Consider the following 15339-nt stretch of genomic DNA (forward strand, 5'->3'; position numbering starts at 1 on the left):
ATGTGAGGCGTAAAATCTGATCTCATCTTTACAGGCGGCGGGCGGCAGATGTAGCCCCGAGGCTTCGGGGCTTGACATCCTCCCTCTTGTTCCTCTCGGAAATCCTCGAATCCGCCACCCGCCATGCCCGTTCAGGCAGGCGCGCCGGAGCCTGTGCCCTGCCGAACCCCCTGGTCGACGTGCTGCGCTGGTGCTCGGTGGGCCGCAGGTTGATGCTTGTCAGGAGGGCGGTGGTTGTGCAGGTTCCCGTGGGGAGCGGGACAGGGCATCAGCAGGCGTGAGGTGAGCGGTGATGGAGCGACTTCCCACCCCTCCTGGTGAGGGGCAAGGTGAGGCGCAGGACGCCGGGGAGCCGCCATACACGGCCACGGCCACCATCGACGATCAGGGCTTCGTGACCGGGTGGAGTGAGGAAGCCCGGCGGCTGCTGGGGTATGCGCCCGCGCAGGTGGTGGGGTTCCCGGCTGCCCGGCTGCTCGCCGATGACGTCGGCGAGCAGGTGCGGCGGGCGGCGGGCGGGCAGGAACGCCTCAACGGCACAGTGACGCTGAGGCGCGGCGACGGCCACCGGCTGCGGCTGGGGCTGCTGGCGCACCACCGACGCGGGAGCGGCGGGACAGGCGAGTGGCTCGTGGTGTGCGCGGTGGCGGACCCGGCGTACACGTTCCGGGGCGAGGCGCCGGCGGAGCGGACGTTCCTTCAAGCCCCTTGCGCCATGGCGGTCTTCGACACCGACTTGCGGCTGATGCGCGCCAACGCGGGCATGGAGGACGCGCTGTCCCTGGAGGAAAGGCAGATGCTCGGGCTGCGTCTGCCGGAGATCGCGCCGTGTCCGGCGAACGATGAGGCCGAGGACAAGATGCGACTGGTGGTGAAAACTGGTCAATCGCAGCAGGTGAAGCCCTGTCTTCGTCCCGCGGGTGTCAGCGCGGGGCACAGCTGTTCGGCCACGCTTGCCCCGTTGAGGGACCCGAACGGCCAGGTACGTGCCGTGTGCCTGGCGGCGCACCACGAGTCGCAGGGGTACCTCGCCCAGGAGCGGACGCCTCTGCTGAACGATGCCGACGCCGATGCCGGCACCACCGTGGACGTCACCACCCGCGCGCGCACCACCACCATGACGCTGCAGAACAGCCTGCTGCCGCAGACGCTGCCCGATCAGGCGGCCCTGGAGGTCGCCTCCCGCTACCTGCCCGCCGCGACCCGCGCCGGTCTGGGGGGCGACTGGTTCGATGTGATCCCGCTGTCCGGCGCACGGGTGGCCCTCGTCGTCGGCGACGTCGTCGGCCACGGCATCCGTGCCTCGGCCACCATGGGCCGGCTGCGCACCGCGGTGCGTACCCTGGCCGAAGTCGACCTGCCGCCCGACGAGTTGCTCACACACCTCGACGACCTCGTCCTGCACCTGTCCGCCGAGGAGGGCGGCACGGGAAGCACCCCCGAGACTGCTGGGGGCATCGGCACCACATGCCTGTACGCGGTCTACGACCCGGTCTCACGCCGCTGCACCCTCGCCCGGGCCGGCCACCCCCCGCCCGCCGTGGCCGCCCCCAACGGCACGGTGTACCTCCTCGACGTCCCGGCCGGTCCACCGCTGGGCCTGGGCGGTCTGCCCTTCGAGACCCTGGAGACCGAACTGCCGGAAGGCAGCCTCCTCGTCCTGTACACCGACGGTCTGCTCCAACCCCGCGAGCACGACATCGACGAAGCTCTGGACAACATGTTCACTGCCCTGGCCCGCCCCGCCACGCAAGTGGAGACGGTCTGCGACAGCGTCCTCGCGGCTGTGCTGACGCACCGCCCCGATGACGACGTCGCCCTGCTCATCGCCCGTACCCGGGCTCTGCACGCCGACAAGGTCGCCGTCTGGAACCTGGCCAGCGACCCCGCGATCGTCGCCCAGGCCCGGCGCCACACCACTGACCAGCTGGCTGCCTGGAGACTGGACGACGCCACCCTGATCGCCGAACTGATCGTCAGTGAACTGGTCACCAACGCCATTCGCTACGGCCGGCCGCCCATCCAGCTGCGGCTGATCCACGAGGACAACACCTTGATCAGCGAGGTCTTCGACTCCAGCAGCACCGCCCCGCACCTGCGGCGCGCCCGGCTGTTCGACGAAGGGGGTCGGGGCCTGCTGATGGTCGCTCAGCTCGCCCACCGCTGGGGCACCCGTCATGGCCCCCTCGGCAAGACCATCTGGGCCGAACAGTTCCTGGCCGCCGGCACCTGAGTCCGCCGCGCAGACAAACCGCAAACAGCCGCGAACAACCGCAGACAAACACGGCCTCGGGCTCCGGGCGATGCTCCGGCTGGCCGTTGACACGTTGCCATGGGCGGGCACGGGTACCGAGTGGGTCGGCTCGGGAGATCACAGCCCCAGCGTCAACGCCAGCCGGATCAGTTCTGCCTGGGTGTGCACGCCGGTCTTGGCCCGGATCCGGCGGAGATAGCCGTCAACGGTGTGCACGGAGATACCGAGCCGTCGTGCCGTTCCGGCATAGGTGCATCCCTCTGCCATGTGCCGCAGGATCTGCTGCTCGCGGGGAGACAGGGCGGGACGTGACGGCTGGAGAGCAACGCGAGACGACTCGTGCAACTTGACTCCTTCAGCAGGCGGGGCCCGGTGCCCCGCGTTCGCATACAAGAGCCGCGAAGGCGGGACAAACCAACAACTTTTCGAAACTTCATTTCTTTTCTCCCATCACGGGCACTCGACTCACCCAGCGAGGCCGGGCCGGTGCGGCCGCGGTTCCGGCGGTGTGGGGCTGGCGGTGCAGGGCCGAAGCGGCCGCCCGACGGGGGTTCAAGGCGTGTCCGTTTTGCTATAAAATTTTCCATGTGAATGATCTTGAAATGGTGGCCGCCATCCGGGCTGCGAACCCCCAGGGGCTGGCAGCGGCGTACGACGCCTACGCAGGTCAGATCTATGGCTACTGCTGTTCAGTTCTTCACAACAGCGACGCTGCCGCCGACGCCTTGCAGGACACCTTCGTCCTCGCCAATGAGTGCATCGACCAGCTGCGAGACCCTCAGCGGCTGCGTCCGTGGCTCTATGCGATCGCCCGCAACGAATGCCGACACCAGTTGCGTACCAAAGGCCGCACCACCGGGCTCGAAGAAGCCGGCGAGGTGGTCGACGAGGCAGTCGACCTCGGTGCGCGGCTGCGCGACGAGGAGATACGGACTCTGGTGTGGGAGGCCTTCGAAGGGCTCAACTCGCGTGATCGCGAGGTGCTGGAGCTGTCGGTACGCCAGGATCTGGACGGCGCCGACATGGCCGCGGTACTGGGGGTGCAGCGCAACCACGCACATGCGTTGCTGTCCCGAGCACGGCAACAGCTGGAGAATGCCGTGGCGGCGGTGGTCCTGGCCCACCATGGGCGGAAGGACTGCGCCGAACTGAGCCAGATGCTCGATGGCTGGGACGGCACCATCACTGTGCTGATGCGCAAACGCATCACCCGCCACATCGGGCAATGCGAGATCTGCGACAACCCCAAGCGACGCGATGTCCGCCCCTCGGACGTGACCCACGCTGTTCCCGGTGCCTCTTCTCCTCTCGCCCCAAGGCCGCGGACCTGGTGATGTCGTCGACCCCGAGGGTGACGACTCTCCTGGTCTCCTGGCGACACTGGTGGGACGGCCACCGACGAGCCGGACACCGGCAGACGTAACGGGGGCAGCTTGTTCAGGTGCGTCGGCAGTGCCTGGACGTGTGTCCTGTCACTGGCTGGTCTGCGGGCTGTAGGGCGTGAGGAGCTGGTCGACGGGTGCGTAGTCGTCGGTGAGCAGTTGGGCGTCGCCGATCCAGGAGGTGAGGTCGTCGCCGGTGGCGATCTTCCAGCCGGTCTGCCGGGCGTCCAGCGCTTCCTGGGTCGCGCGCAGGTCGACCGGCCGGTCGGAGGCGAGCACCACCAGGTTGCCGCCCAGGGGGGTGGCGGTCGGGTCGAGGCCGATGTCGGCGGGTTCGCCGACGAGGGCGACATGCTCGAAGATCTCGCTGAGAGTGGCTACTTCGGCACGTGCGAAGGCCATGCTCCCGTGGTCGATGAGGTTGGCTACGTACAGGCCGTCCTCGCCCAGCACCCGCCGTACGTCCCTCATCGCTTCCTCCGTGGTGAGGTGCCACGGCACGCTGACGCCCCCGAAGGCGTCGCCGACGACGAGGTCACGACTGTCGGTGTCCAGTCGCCGCAGGCCGAGCCTGCCGTCCTCGACGCGTACGTCGATACCGCCTCCGGATCTCAGGCCGAGTTGCTCGCGGTTGATGCGTACGACCCCGCCGTCGATCTCGGACACAAGGCTGCGCGTTCCGGGCCGCGTGGCCGCGAGGTAACGGGGAAAGGTGAGCCCGCCGCCGCCCACGTGGTGGGCGGCAAGTGGCTCACGTTCGGGAAAGGCGGAATCGACCACCGACGCGATGGCGCGCACGTACTCGAACTCCAGGAAGGTCGGGTCGTCGACGTCGACGTAGGAGTGCCGCAAGCCGTCCAGGACGAGGGTGCGGCCGCCGTCCCGGTCGGGGTCTGCGACGACCCGTGCACAGTGGTACTTGGTCTCCGTGTCGCAGGCGCCGGGCGCGACCGTGGTGGCGAGGCCGCCCGCGATGACCACGAGGGTGAGGGCAGGGGTGCCGGTCCACCCGCGCGTACGCCACTCGGCCAGCGCCCCGCCGAGCACCAGCAGCGTTCCGAGGCCGATCAGTATGCCGCTGACCGGCAGCCGCGACACGAGGACGAAGCCGGTGAGGACAGTACCGACGATGGCGCCGACGGTGCCGACACCGGACAGTCGGCCGACCACCGTTCCGGTCTCGGCGAGGCTGGTCAGACGCAACTTGGTCACGATCGGCGTCACCGCGGAGAGCAGCGCGCCCGGCACGAGGATGGTCCCCGCCGCGATCAACAAGAGCAGCGGCGCCGCCCACTCCGCGGTGGTACGCAGCACGGCGGGGGTGAGCGCCACGACCGCTCCCGACACCCCGAGCGAGGGGCCTATGAGCCGGCGTGGATCGACCTGGTCGGCCATACGCCCACCCAGCCAGGAGCCGAGAGCGATCGCGGTGAGAGCGATGCCGATCACCATGGTGCTGGTCTCGAGGGTGAGGCCGAGATAGGGAGCCAGCAGCCGCAGAGCGACGATCTCGACCACCAGGACCGCGGCCGAGGACCCGAACACGAGCACGGCAGCGGCACGGGGACTCAGGCCGTGGTTGCCAGGCGTGCCCTCACTCTCGGCGACAGGTGTGGAAGACGATGATCCGGTCACGGGCGCCATCCTCGCATGCGGCCTCATCGACCGAACAGCACGGCGAAAATCCTCATCCCTCCATCTGCCTGGGTGAGTTACCGCCCAGCACGTCCGCCCATGAGTGTGGGTACGGCCCGGCATCGAGCGGCGCGTCGTCCTGCTGTGGCGGCAGGTGTCACTGCCGGCGGACGGGAACGTTGACGTCGTCGATGTTGATGTGGCCCCAGCCGCCCGTCGCCCGGTCGACAACCTCGACGTAGATCCGCTCGCCGATGTGGGCGGACAGATCGAAGACCACCCGGCGGTACTGCTCGACAGCGCGGCCGATGGCCTTGGCCAGCACCTTGCCGTCGCGGGCGCGGACGACGGCCGCGTAGAGCCGGTCGGGGTCGTTGCCGCCGGACACGAGCAGATCGACCACGCCGTCTCCGCCGAGGGTGACGGTGGCTGAGCGGAGCACCCCGGTGGCGTCGTCGCCGCCCGCGTCCGGGTTGAAGCCCCACAGGTGGTGGCCGGTCGCGTCGTCCTGCGTCTCGGCCTGGTAGAAGGGGCCGCCCCAGCCCCAGTCGGGACGGGTGGTCACGTTGGCGTCGCTGAAGGTCGTGCCCGAGACCACGGTCCAGCCGGTGAGGTCCCCGGTGGCGAAGTCGTGGTTGGGGAGGGCGTCGACGTCCGTCGGGCGGGGCGGATCGTATGCGGCCGGGGCGACGGGGGCGTCGTAGGCGCCGTTCATCCGCCAGACGTCCAGCTCGAGGACGCGGGCGGCGCCTCCCTCGGCGGTCAGCCGCAGGCCGGTGGCGTCTTCCCTGGTCGGATAGACGCGGCTGGTGAGGGTGTTGGTCCCGTTGACGTACGCCTCCAGCATCGAGCGGTCGAGCAGGACCCGCAGTCGCAGTCGCCCGCCGTCCAGTTCGACGGTGCCTCCGTGCACACCCTTGCGTACGTCCGGGTCGAGGCTGGAGTGGCCCCGGTCGATGGAGAAACGTCGCTCGGTCGTGTCGTAGGAGAGCAGTGTCTGCTCGCTGTCGTCGGCGGTCGCGCGGACGGCCAGGGTGATGGTCGTGGCGTCGCGCGGCTCGATGACGGCCTCGATGTCCAGCATGTCGCCGGAGATGTCGGTGAGCCTGCGGTTCGCTTCCTTCACCGAGGTCTGGCGGATCCTGGCAAGTCGCCTGCCCCGCAGGCCGGTTGCCTCGGTGATCGGTTCGACGCCGAGGGTGCCGTCCTGGCGCAGCCAGACGCTGACGGGCATTCCGGCGTTGTGCGCCCAGCCGGACTGGGCGTGCTGCTGTTCGCTGCGGCGGTCCTGGGTGATGCTGAAGAGCACGGACCGGCCGTCGGGGGTGACGAAGCCGGACGGGCCGGTGAAGTGCTCGCCGAAGTCGAACTCGCGGGGCTTCTCGTGGTCGGGCACGAAGCGGTACTCGCGTTTGTCGAAGGTGCCGATCCAGTAGTACGTGTGCTTGACGGCGTCCGGGTTGAACGCCTCCCACCAGGGGCTGACCAGCAGGATGTGCTTGCCGGTGCGTGCACCGCGAGGGCCGGGGAGCGGGAGGAGGACCGGCAGTTCCCATACCTCTCCGGGCCCGGGTTGTGTGGCGAGGTCGTTCCAGTGCAGCGGGCCCCGGTACTTCCACGGTCCTTCGGGCCTGCGTGCGGTGTAGACGAGCGCGGTCCCGCCGTGCTTCTTGGTGACCCGCGTGCCCTCGTAGTCGACGATGCCGCTGCCGACCAGCTGGTACCAGACGCCGTCCTCCTCCCATACGAACGGATCGCGGAAGTTCTCCGCCCACGCGGTGCCGGGTCCTGCCGGGAGACCTGCCGGTGCTTCGGTGACCGGCTCGGACTTCATCGTCCAGGTGGGCAGGTCCGTGTCACCCCCGGTCGGATACGTGGACACGGCGAGCCCGGTGCGCTGGCGGTAGGGCAGCCGGTCGTCGCCGCCGGTGAAGAACAGCACCGGGCCCCGGTCGCCGTCGACGTATGCCGAGCCCGACCAGATCCCGTCCGGTCCGGGCGAGTCCGCGGCGGGCGCGAGGGCGATGGGGAGGTCCCGCCAGTGCACCATGTCGGTGCTGACCGCGTGGCCCCAGTGGATCTGGCCCCAGTACGGGCCGAAGGGGTCGTGCTGGTAGAAGATGTGGTACTTGCCCTTGAAGTACACGGGCGCGTGCGGCTCGTTCATCCAGTGCCCGGGCGGCAGCATGTGGAACTGAGGGCGGTGCCGGTCGCCGTCGAAACGGCTCCGGTGCGGGGTCAGGTCGGGCCGGGGTACGCGACGGCCGGGAAGCGCCGCGAGGCGATCGCCATGCTCCTGCTGCGCCGTCGGATCGTCCAGGGTGCCCGGGCGGATCACGAGACTGTCCATCAGGCCCATGTACATGTTGGCGTGGAACTCGCCGTTCAGCAGCGTGGGCCGGTTGTGACGCCCGATCAGAAGAGGCTCGTCGGAGGCCAGTTGGGGGGCCTTGTCCGGGGTGGCGGCGGTGCCGATCAGTCGACCGTCGCGGTACAGGCGCAGTTGCCGGGCGGCCGGGTCGTAGGTGGCCGCGACGTGGGTCCACCTGCCCTTGGCGGCCGGCTGGTCCGGGGCTCCCTTGACCTCGACCAGGTCGGTGCCGAAGCCGAGTTGGAAGACGAGCTGCCCGAAGCGGCGCAGACCGAGCAGGAATCCGGTCTTCGCGTCCGGGTCGTGCTGGTTGACCAGAGCCTGGGGCTTGCCGTCGATGCCGTGCTCGTACGCGTAGGGGGCGATCCACACGTCGACGGTGAGGCCGTCGGCGGGGTCGAGCTTGCCGGGGCCGGAGGCGGTGACGACGGTGGAGTATCCGTCGAAGTACAGGGCACGGCCGCGCACTCCGCGGCGCCGTACGGGATCGCTGTCGGGCTTGAAGCGGGCGTCGTCGAAGACGTAGCCGACGGGGTCGGCGGTGCCGGACACCGCCTCGCGGGTGACCGTACCGGCGCGCTCGTCGAAGTCCCAGCGGGCGGTGGGGCTTTGAGGGCCGCGCCGTTCCCGGGCGGCGGCCGGAGCGGGAGCGAACGAGAAAGGGACGATCGCACCGCCGACGGCGGCGGACACCACACTGAGGGCTGTCCTTCTCCTCATGGCTGGCTCCATGGCCGGTTCCATAGCGGGCTCCATGGCTGACTCCTGGGGTGGCGCGGCAGGCTGACGCCATGCCAAATCGGTTTAACGGATGGCTCGGCATCGTTCGCGTGCCGCGACAGCTAAAGCAAGAGCTAACGCGCACCGATTTACCCAGGCGTTACCAAAGGAACGTACAAAACGGCCTATAGCGCCCCTGTTTTCCATTCGAGATGTCCGAGGTGTTGACACCGGTCGAGGAGCGCAGCACTCTCATCGCAACTTGCTAATCCGATTTAACAACGGAGCTGACCGCTGATGCCCGAGCGCCGCGTAACCATGGCCGACGTCGCCCGCAAAGCGGGCGTCTCGCCGACGACCGCGTCGTTCGCCCTCTCCGGCCGTACCGACATGCGCATCTCCGACGCCTCCCGTGAACGCGTGCTGGTGGCCGCCCGTGAGCTGGGCTACCGCCCCAACGTCACCGCACGCAGCCTGCGGACGAAGTCGACGCAGACCATCGGGCTCGTGTCGGACCGGATCACCACGACACCGTTCGCGGGCGATGTGATCCGCGGTGCGCTGGAGGCCGCCCGGGAGCGGGACCACCTGCTGTTCATCACGGAGGCCGGCGGCGACCGCGAGGCCGAGTCGTCGCTGGTCCACGCGCTGCTGGACCGCCAGGTCGACGCAGTGATCTACGCGTCGATGTTCACCCGGTACATCACTCCGCCCAAGGAGCTGTACGGGCGCCGGGTGGTCCTGCTGAACTGCCTGGCCCCCGGTTTCGACGCGCCGTCCGCCGTCCCGGACGAGATCGAGGCCGGCCGGGACGCGGCCCGCGCGCTGCTCGCGGCCGGTCACACCGAGGGCATCTGGTCGATCGGCGGTCACCAGGCCGTTCCGGCCACGCCCGAGGGGATCATCGCCGGCAACGAGCGCATGCGCGGCCTTGAGGAGGTCCTGCGGGCGGGCGGGGCCCGCCTGGACGGTGTCGTCGAGTGCGACTGGGACACGCGGGACGGCCACCGCGAGGTCACCGCGCTGCTCGCGGCGGGGCATCGCCCTCGGGCGCTGGTGTGCATGACCGACCGGGTCTCCCTCGGTGCCTACCAGGCGCTCGGCGAGGCAGGCCTGTCGGTACCCGGCGATGTGTCGGTGGTCTCCTTCGACGACCAGGACATCGCGTCCGTACTGCGTCCGGCGCTCACCACCCTGAAGCTGCCGCACTACCAACTCGGCCGCCTCGCCGTGGAGTTGATCCTCGGCGAAGGGCCGCTCGAAGCAGTCGTACACCGTGTGCCCATGCCGCTGCAGGATCGTGCCTCCATCGGCACGCCCGCAGAGGGCTGACGCCAGGCACCCGAAAACGGCTCGTCCCGCCGCCCGGACCGAAACCCCGGGCGGCGGGACGACCACCAAGAACAGCGACCGTCGCAACCGGTCGCCCAGGCGGGTCCGGCAAGACCCGTCTCAGTGAGATGGAGGAACCCAGTGGTGTGGAGAACAAGGCCCCTCGCAGTCGCGAGTGTAGCCGTCGCGGCGGCTACCGCGCTGGTCGCCGGATGCGCGACCGGGAGCGGCGGCAGTTCGTCCGGAGCCAGCGGCAACACGCTGACCCTGTGGACGCACAACGCCGGCAACTCGGCCGAGCTCGACGTCGTCAAAAGGATCATCAAGGACTTCAACGGCTCGCAGAGCAAGTACGAGGTCAAGCTCCAGGCGTTCCCGCAGAGCGACTACAACAACTCCGTCGTGGCCGCCGCCTCGGCCCGCAAGCTGCCCTGTCTGCTCGACGTGGACGGCCCCAACGTGCCGAACTGGGCCTGGGGCGGCTATCTGGACCCGATCGACGTCTCCGGCAGCGAGGTACCGCTGTCCGACCAACTGCCCAGCACCGTCAGCCGCTACAAGGACAAGGTCTACGCGTTCGGCTTCTACGACGTCGCGCTCAGCTTCTTCGCCCGTAAGTCGGTGCTGAACGAGTACGACATCCGCATCCCGACCATCGACAAGCCCTGGACGAAGGCGGAGTTCGACTCCGCGCTGGCCAAGCTGAAGAAGAGCGGGAAGTTCCAGTACCCGCTGGAGATGGGCACCGGCGGCAGCGGCGAGTGGTGGCCGTACGGGTACTCCCCGCAGCTGCAGAGCTTCGGCGGCGACCTGATCGACCGCGACGGCTACAAGACCGCCTCCGGCACCCTCGACGGCAAGAGCTCCGTGGAGTGGGCCACCTGGTTCCGCTCGCTGGTGACCAAGGGCTACATGTCGAAGAAGTCCGGAGCCGACCCCAACAAGGACTTCCTGGCCGGCAAGAGCGCCATCCAGTGGGACGGCAGCTGGAACGCGGCCAAGAACACCGAGAAGTTCGGCGACGACCTGGCGGTCATCCCGCCGGTCGACTTCGGCAACGGTCCCAAGATCGGCGGCGCCTCCTGGCAGTGGGGCATGAGCTCCACCTGCTCCAACAAGGCCGGTGCGCAGGAGTGGCTGAAGTTCTCCCGCCAGACCAAGTACTTCGTCGACTACGCCAAGGCCACCAGCACCATCCCGGCCACCGACGCCGCCGCGAAGCAGGTCGACGGCTACCAGCCGGGCGGGGAGCTCAACGTGTTCGTCCAGTTCGCGCGCAAGTTCGCGGAGGTGCGCCCGGTCACCCCGGCCTACCCGTACATCTCCACCGAGTTCCAGAAGGCGGCCCAGGACATCCTGGCCGGGGCCGACCCCAAGGACTCGCTCGGCCAGGCCGCGAAGGACATCGACAACAACCTCAAGACGAACAACAACTACGCCGGCTGACCCGCCCCGGTCCGGTTCGGGCCCCCGACCGCGCCTCCCCGCGCCGCCCGAACCGGACCGGCTCCCCCTGGAGCTACCGTGACCACCATGATCGCAGCCCTCGCCCGGCTGCGTCCGGTCCGGCGAACCCGAACGACCAACGCCCGTCGCCGTGAGAGCCTCACCGCCCTCGGCATGGCCACCCCGGCCGTCGTGCTGCTGATCGTCTTCCTCGTCGTACCGGTCGCCCTCGCCTTCGCCCTGGCCTTCACCGACGCACGGCTCATCTCGCCCACCCCGGCCCGCTTCGTGGGCCTGCGCAACTTCACCCAGCTCTTCCAGGATCCGGTCTTCTTCAAGTCCCTGCGCAACACGGTGTATTTCGCCGTCGTCGTCGTCCCGCTCCAGGCCGGGCTCGCCCTGGTCCTCGCGCTGCTGGTCAACGCGAAGGTGCGCGGCGTCAACTTCTTCCGCACCGTCTACTTCCTGCCGGTCGTCACCTCGATGGTCGTCGTGTCCCTCCTGTGGACCTTCCTCTACCGGCAGGACGGCCTGGTCAACCGCGTCATCTCCGGGCTCACCCTCGGAGCCGTCGACGGCCCGGACTGGCTGGGCGACCCGGCCACCGCCATGCCCGCGATCATCCTGATGTCGGTGTGGCAGGGCGTCGGCTTCCACATGATCATCTGGCTGGCGGGCCTGCAGACCATCCCCGCCGAGCTGTACGAGGCCGCCGACCTGGACGGGGCCGGCCGCTGGGACCGCTTCCGCCACGTCACCTGGCCCGGACTGCGCGCCACGCGCACGTTCGTGCTGGTCACCATCACCATCGCGGCGTTCAGCCTCTTCACCCAGATCCGGGTGATGACGCAAGGAGGCCCGCTCGACTCCACCACCACCGTCGTCCACCAGGCCGTGCACACCGGCTACGACCAGCAGCAGACCGCGTACGCGGCGGCCATCTCGCTCGTCTTCTTCGTACTCGTACTGACCGTGTCTGGTGTCCAGCGTTTCCTGACCCGGGAGAAGGACTGACATGACCTCCCTCCTGAAGCACCTCGGCGGTCACGCCGGCCGCGTCGCCCTCGCCCTGGTCTTCGCGCTCCCGCTCCTCTTCATGCTGGTCTCGTCCTTCAAACCGGACGACCAGATCTTCGGCGACCTGGGCTCCCTGCGCGCCTTCCTGCCCGTCGGCGCCCTGTCGCTGGACAACTACACGGGCGTTTTCGAGCGCGTCCCGGCGGCACGGTTCCTGGTGAACTCCGTGCTGATCTCGTCGATCACCGTGGTGCTCGGCATCATCGTCAACAGCCTCGCCGCCTTCGCGCTCTCACGGATGCGCTGGCCCGGCAGGAAGCTCGTCCTGACCGCCGTCATCGCCACGCTCATCGTGCCGTTCGAGACCTTCGCCCTGCCGCTGGTGTGGTGGGTCAACCAGCTGCCGCTGCTCCGCGTCAACGGCTTCCACCTGGAGTGGACCACCGGCTGGATGGACACCTACCAGGTCCAGATCGTGCCGTTCCTCGCCAACGCCTTCTCGATCTTCTTCTTTCACCAGTACTTCCAGAGCATCCCCAAGGAACTGGACGAGGCGGCGATCGTGGACGGCGCCGGCTGGTTCACCATCTACCGCCGCATCGTCATGCCGCTGTCAGGACCGGCCATCGCCACCGTCGCCATCCTCACCTTCCTGCCCGCCTGGAACTCGTACCTCTGGCCGCTGATGGTCGTGCAGAGCGAGGAGCTGCGGCCGGTGATGGTGGGCATCTCCTACTTCTTCCAACTCAACGTCGGCTGGGGCCAGATCATGGCGTACTCCTCCATGATCACCGTGCCGATCCTGGCCCTGTTCGTGGCCTTCCAGCGCTCATTCGTCAACAGCATCGCCTCCACCGGCGTCAAGGGCTGACCGCGCCGCTCCTTCGACCCCCCACCCGAAAGGACCCCCGCGTGTCCGTCCTGCCCGCAGACCTCCACCGGCCCGTCGCACACCTGCGCCCGCCCCACAACTGGATCAACGATCCCAACGGGCTGACCTACCACGACGGCCACTACCACGTCTGCTTCCAGCACAACCCGTACGGCCCCGAGCACGCGAACATGCACTGGGGCCACTTCCGCAGCCCCGACCTGCTGACCTGGGAGGAATTGCCTCTTGCGCTGTCTCCCACGCCGGGTGGCGAGGACAGGGACGGCTGCTTCTCCGGCAACGCCGTCGCCGACGGCGACCGCATGGTCGCCTTCTACTCCGCCTACCGCACCGACCGCTGGGCACAACCGGTCACCACCGCCGAGTCCCGGGACAACGGTGTCACCTGGACACCGCGCGGCAGCCTGCTGATACCCGAACTGCCCGACGACGCCACCATGTACCGCGACCCGTACGTATGGCGCGAGGCCGGCCGCTGGCGCATGCTGGTCGGCTCCGCCCAGGCGGACGGCCGGGCGGCGGCGCTGCTGTACGAGTCCGGCGACCTGGAGCACTGGGAGTACCGGGGCCCGTTCCTGGACCGCGCCCCGCAGCCCGTAGCACCCGGCGCCGACACAGGGCCGGGCTGGGAGTGCCCCCAGTACCTGCACGCGGACGGACGCGGCGCACTGCTCCTCGGCGCCTGGGACCCGGAACTCGGACCGCGCCGGACCGTGGCCTACCCCGGGCGCGAGCAGGACGGCCGCTTCCTCGCCGATGCCCCCGAACTGCTCGACCACGGGCCGGACTTCTACGCCCCGGCCCTGCTGCACGCCCCCGACGGCCGATGGCTGCTGTGGGGCTGGTCGTGGGAGGCCCGCGACCCGGAATGGGTACGCGAGTCCGGCTGGGCCGGGCTGCTGACACTGCCGCGTGAGGTGACACTCGCCGAGGACGGCTCCGTACGACAGCGACCAGCCGCGGAACTCCTCATGCTGCGGCACGAGCCTGCAGTGACCGCTGCCGGCGAGACCACGGGAACGGCCGTACTGGGGACGGTGAGCCCGAGCTTCGACCTGACGGCCCGTCTGGAACCCCGTTCCGCCGGCGCGGCAGGAGGACTACGGCTGGTGACCTCCGCCGACGGCGCCGAATACCTCGACATCAGGATCGACGCGGCCACCGGCGAACTGGTCGTGGACCGTGACCACGCCTCCCTCGACCCGCGCGCACACGGCGGCACGTACCGCGTCCCCTGCCCCGAGGCGGCAGTGGCGGGCGCCCCGATCGAACTGCGCCTGGTCGTGGACCGCTCCGTCGCCGAGCTCTACCTGCCGTCGGGCCGGACGCTGACCCTGCGGTTCTACTCCACCGGCGACGCCCCCTGGCGGATCGAGGCCCGCTCCGGTGGCGGGGACGACCTCGGCTACACGGCCGAAGCCTGGAACCTGCGGCCGTACACCATGCGGTACGCGGCCGACGCGAGCGCCGTTTCCGCGCTCACGTGATGATGGCTGTGTTCCAGAAGCAGAGGCCGAACCTGGTGCGGCTCAGCGGCTTACGTCCATGCGCTGTGTGCCGATGACCGACAGCAGTCGCAGTGCCTCCTCGGAGGGGGAGCCGGGGGCGGCGGTGTAGATGACGACCTGCTGGTCCCGGTCGGTGATGTCGAGGACGTCGCAGTTGACGGTGACCGGGCCGACCAGCGGGTGCGGGAAGGTCTTGCACAGGGTGGGCTCGGCGGACACGTCGTGGGAGGCCCACAGCCGGGTGAACTCCTCGCTTCCGGCGAGGAGTTCAGCCACCAGGTCGGTGACTTCGGGATCGTCGGGGTAGCGGGCGGCGGTGGCGCGCAGGCGCTGCGCCGAGGTGCGGGCGAACGCGTCCGCGTCCGACACTCCGTACAACCGTCGCCCCTGCGGGTGTGGCCCGAGGAAGACACGGCGCACCAGGTTGCGGTCGCGCCGCGGCAGGGCGGAGAAGTCCTCCATGAGGGCGGCCGCCAGATCATTCCAGGCGATCACCTCGAACGCCGCGGACGTCACGATCGCGGCGGCCTGCGGCAGCCGGTGCAGCAGGTCGAGAATGCTCTGCCGTACCTCGCGCGACGGGCGCGGGCCGCGGGCCTGCTCGATGCGCGTGTAGTACTCGGTCGAGATGAACGCCAGCTGCGCCGCCTCCTCGCGGCGCAGCCCCGGGGTGCGGCGGCGCGGCCCGGCGGGCAGCCCCACGTCGGCGGGGGTGATCCGCTCGCGCCTGCTGCGCAGGAAGGCCGCCAGTTCTCGTCTGTCCACGTCTCCCAGTGTGCGCG

At 69.4% G+C, this 15339-nt stretch carries 11 protein-coding genes; 7 read left to right on the forward strand and 4 right to left on the reverse strand.

Annotated elements, in window-relative coordinates; genetic code table 11:
• Positions 1-292: 292 nt before the first annotated feature.
• A complete protein-coding gene (locus tag IEZ21_RS21430) occupies positions 293-2233 on the forward strand; it encodes a SpoIIE family protein phosphatase (RefSeq protein ID WP_189323542.1) in 1941 nt (646 codons plus the stop codon).
• Positions 2234-2371: 138 nt separating this feature from the next.
• On the opposite strand, the gene IEZ21_RS21435 is transcribed toward IEZ21_RS21430, so the two are convergent.
• Positions 2372-2647, reverse strand: a complete 276-nt coding sequence (locus tag IEZ21_RS21435) for a response regulator transcription factor (RefSeq protein WP_308429641.1) — start codon at positions 2645-2647, stop codon at positions 2372-2374.
• A 209-nt stretch (positions 2648-2856) separates the two neighbouring features.
• Between IEZ21_RS21435 and IEZ21_RS21440 the strand changes: the two genes are divergently transcribed.
• The gene (locus IEZ21_RS21440; protein WP_189323543.1) at positions 2857-3588 is read left to right on the forward strand and encodes an RNA polymerase sigma factor; all 732 of its coding nucleotides are present in this window, start codon (positions 2857-2859) and stop codon (positions 3586-3588) included.
• 138 nt (positions 3589-3726) lie between these two features.
• Here the strand turns inward: IEZ21_RS21440 and IEZ21_RS21445 are convergent, their stop codons facing one another.
• A complete protein-coding gene (locus IEZ21_RS21445; protein ID WP_246567995.1) occupies positions 3727-5271 on the reverse strand; it encodes a fused MFS/spermidine synthase in 1545 nt (514 codons plus the stop codon).
• A gap of 157 nt (positions 5272-5428) precedes the next feature.
• Positions 5429-8362, reverse strand: a complete 2934-nt coding sequence (locus tag IEZ21_RS21450) for a glycoside hydrolase family 32 protein (protein ID WP_189323545.1) — start codon at positions 8360-8362, stop codon at positions 5429-5431.
• Positions 8363-8659: 297 nt separating this feature from the next.
• On the opposite strand from IEZ21_RS21450, the gene IEZ21_RS21455 reads away from it, so the two are divergent.
• The 5 genes from IEZ21_RS21455 to IEZ21_RS21475 all read left to right on the forward strand — a co-directional run bounded on the left by IEZ21_RS21455 (position 8660) and on the right by IEZ21_RS21475 (position 14536).
• Positions 8660-9694 carry a LacI family DNA-binding transcriptional regulator gene (locus tag IEZ21_RS21455; RefSeq protein WP_189323546.1) on the forward strand — a complete coding sequence of 345 codons (1035 nt, stop codon included), beginning with the start codon at positions 8660-8662 and terminating at the stop codon, positions 9692-9694.
• Between the two features lie 144 nt (positions 9695-9838).
• A complete protein-coding gene (locus tag IEZ21_RS21460) occupies positions 9839-11140 on the forward strand; it encodes a type 2 periplasmic-binding domain-containing protein (protein ID WP_246567997.1) in 1302 nt (433 codons plus the stop codon).
• Between the two features lie 87 nt (positions 11141-11227).
• On the forward strand, positions 11228-12154 hold the full coding sequence (locus tag IEZ21_RS21465; RefSeq protein ID WP_246567999.1) for a carbohydrate ABC transporter permease: 927 nt from the start codon (positions 11228-11230) through the stop codon (positions 12152-12154).
• Between the two features lies 1 nt (position 12155).
• Positions 12156-13028 carry a carbohydrate ABC transporter permease gene (locus tag IEZ21_RS21470; protein WP_189323549.1) on the forward strand — a complete coding sequence of 291 codons (873 nt, stop codon included), beginning with the start codon at positions 12156-12158 and terminating at the stop codon, positions 13026-13028.
• A gap of 41 nt (positions 13029-13069) precedes the next feature.
• Positions 13070-14536: a glycoside hydrolase family 32 protein gene (locus tag IEZ21_RS21475; protein WP_189323550.1), complete on the forward strand. Its 1467-nt coding sequence runs from the start codon at positions 13070-13072 to the stop codon at positions 14534-14536.
• A 42-nt stretch (positions 14537-14578) separates the two neighbouring features.
• Here IEZ21_RS21475 and IEZ21_RS21480 read toward each other — a convergent pair whose 3' ends face one another.
• Complete coding sequence (locus IEZ21_RS21480) at positions 14579-15322, reverse strand: helix-turn-helix transcriptional regulator (RefSeq protein ID WP_189323551.1); 744 nt, start codon at positions 15320-15322, stop codon at positions 14579-14581.
• Between the last annotated feature and the right edge of the window lie 17 nt (positions 15323-15339).

This window comes from Streptomyces flaveus (assembly GCF_014647675.1).
Lineage (GTDB): Bacteria > Actinomycetota > Actinomycetes > Streptomycetales > Streptomycetaceae > Streptomyces > Streptomyces flaveus.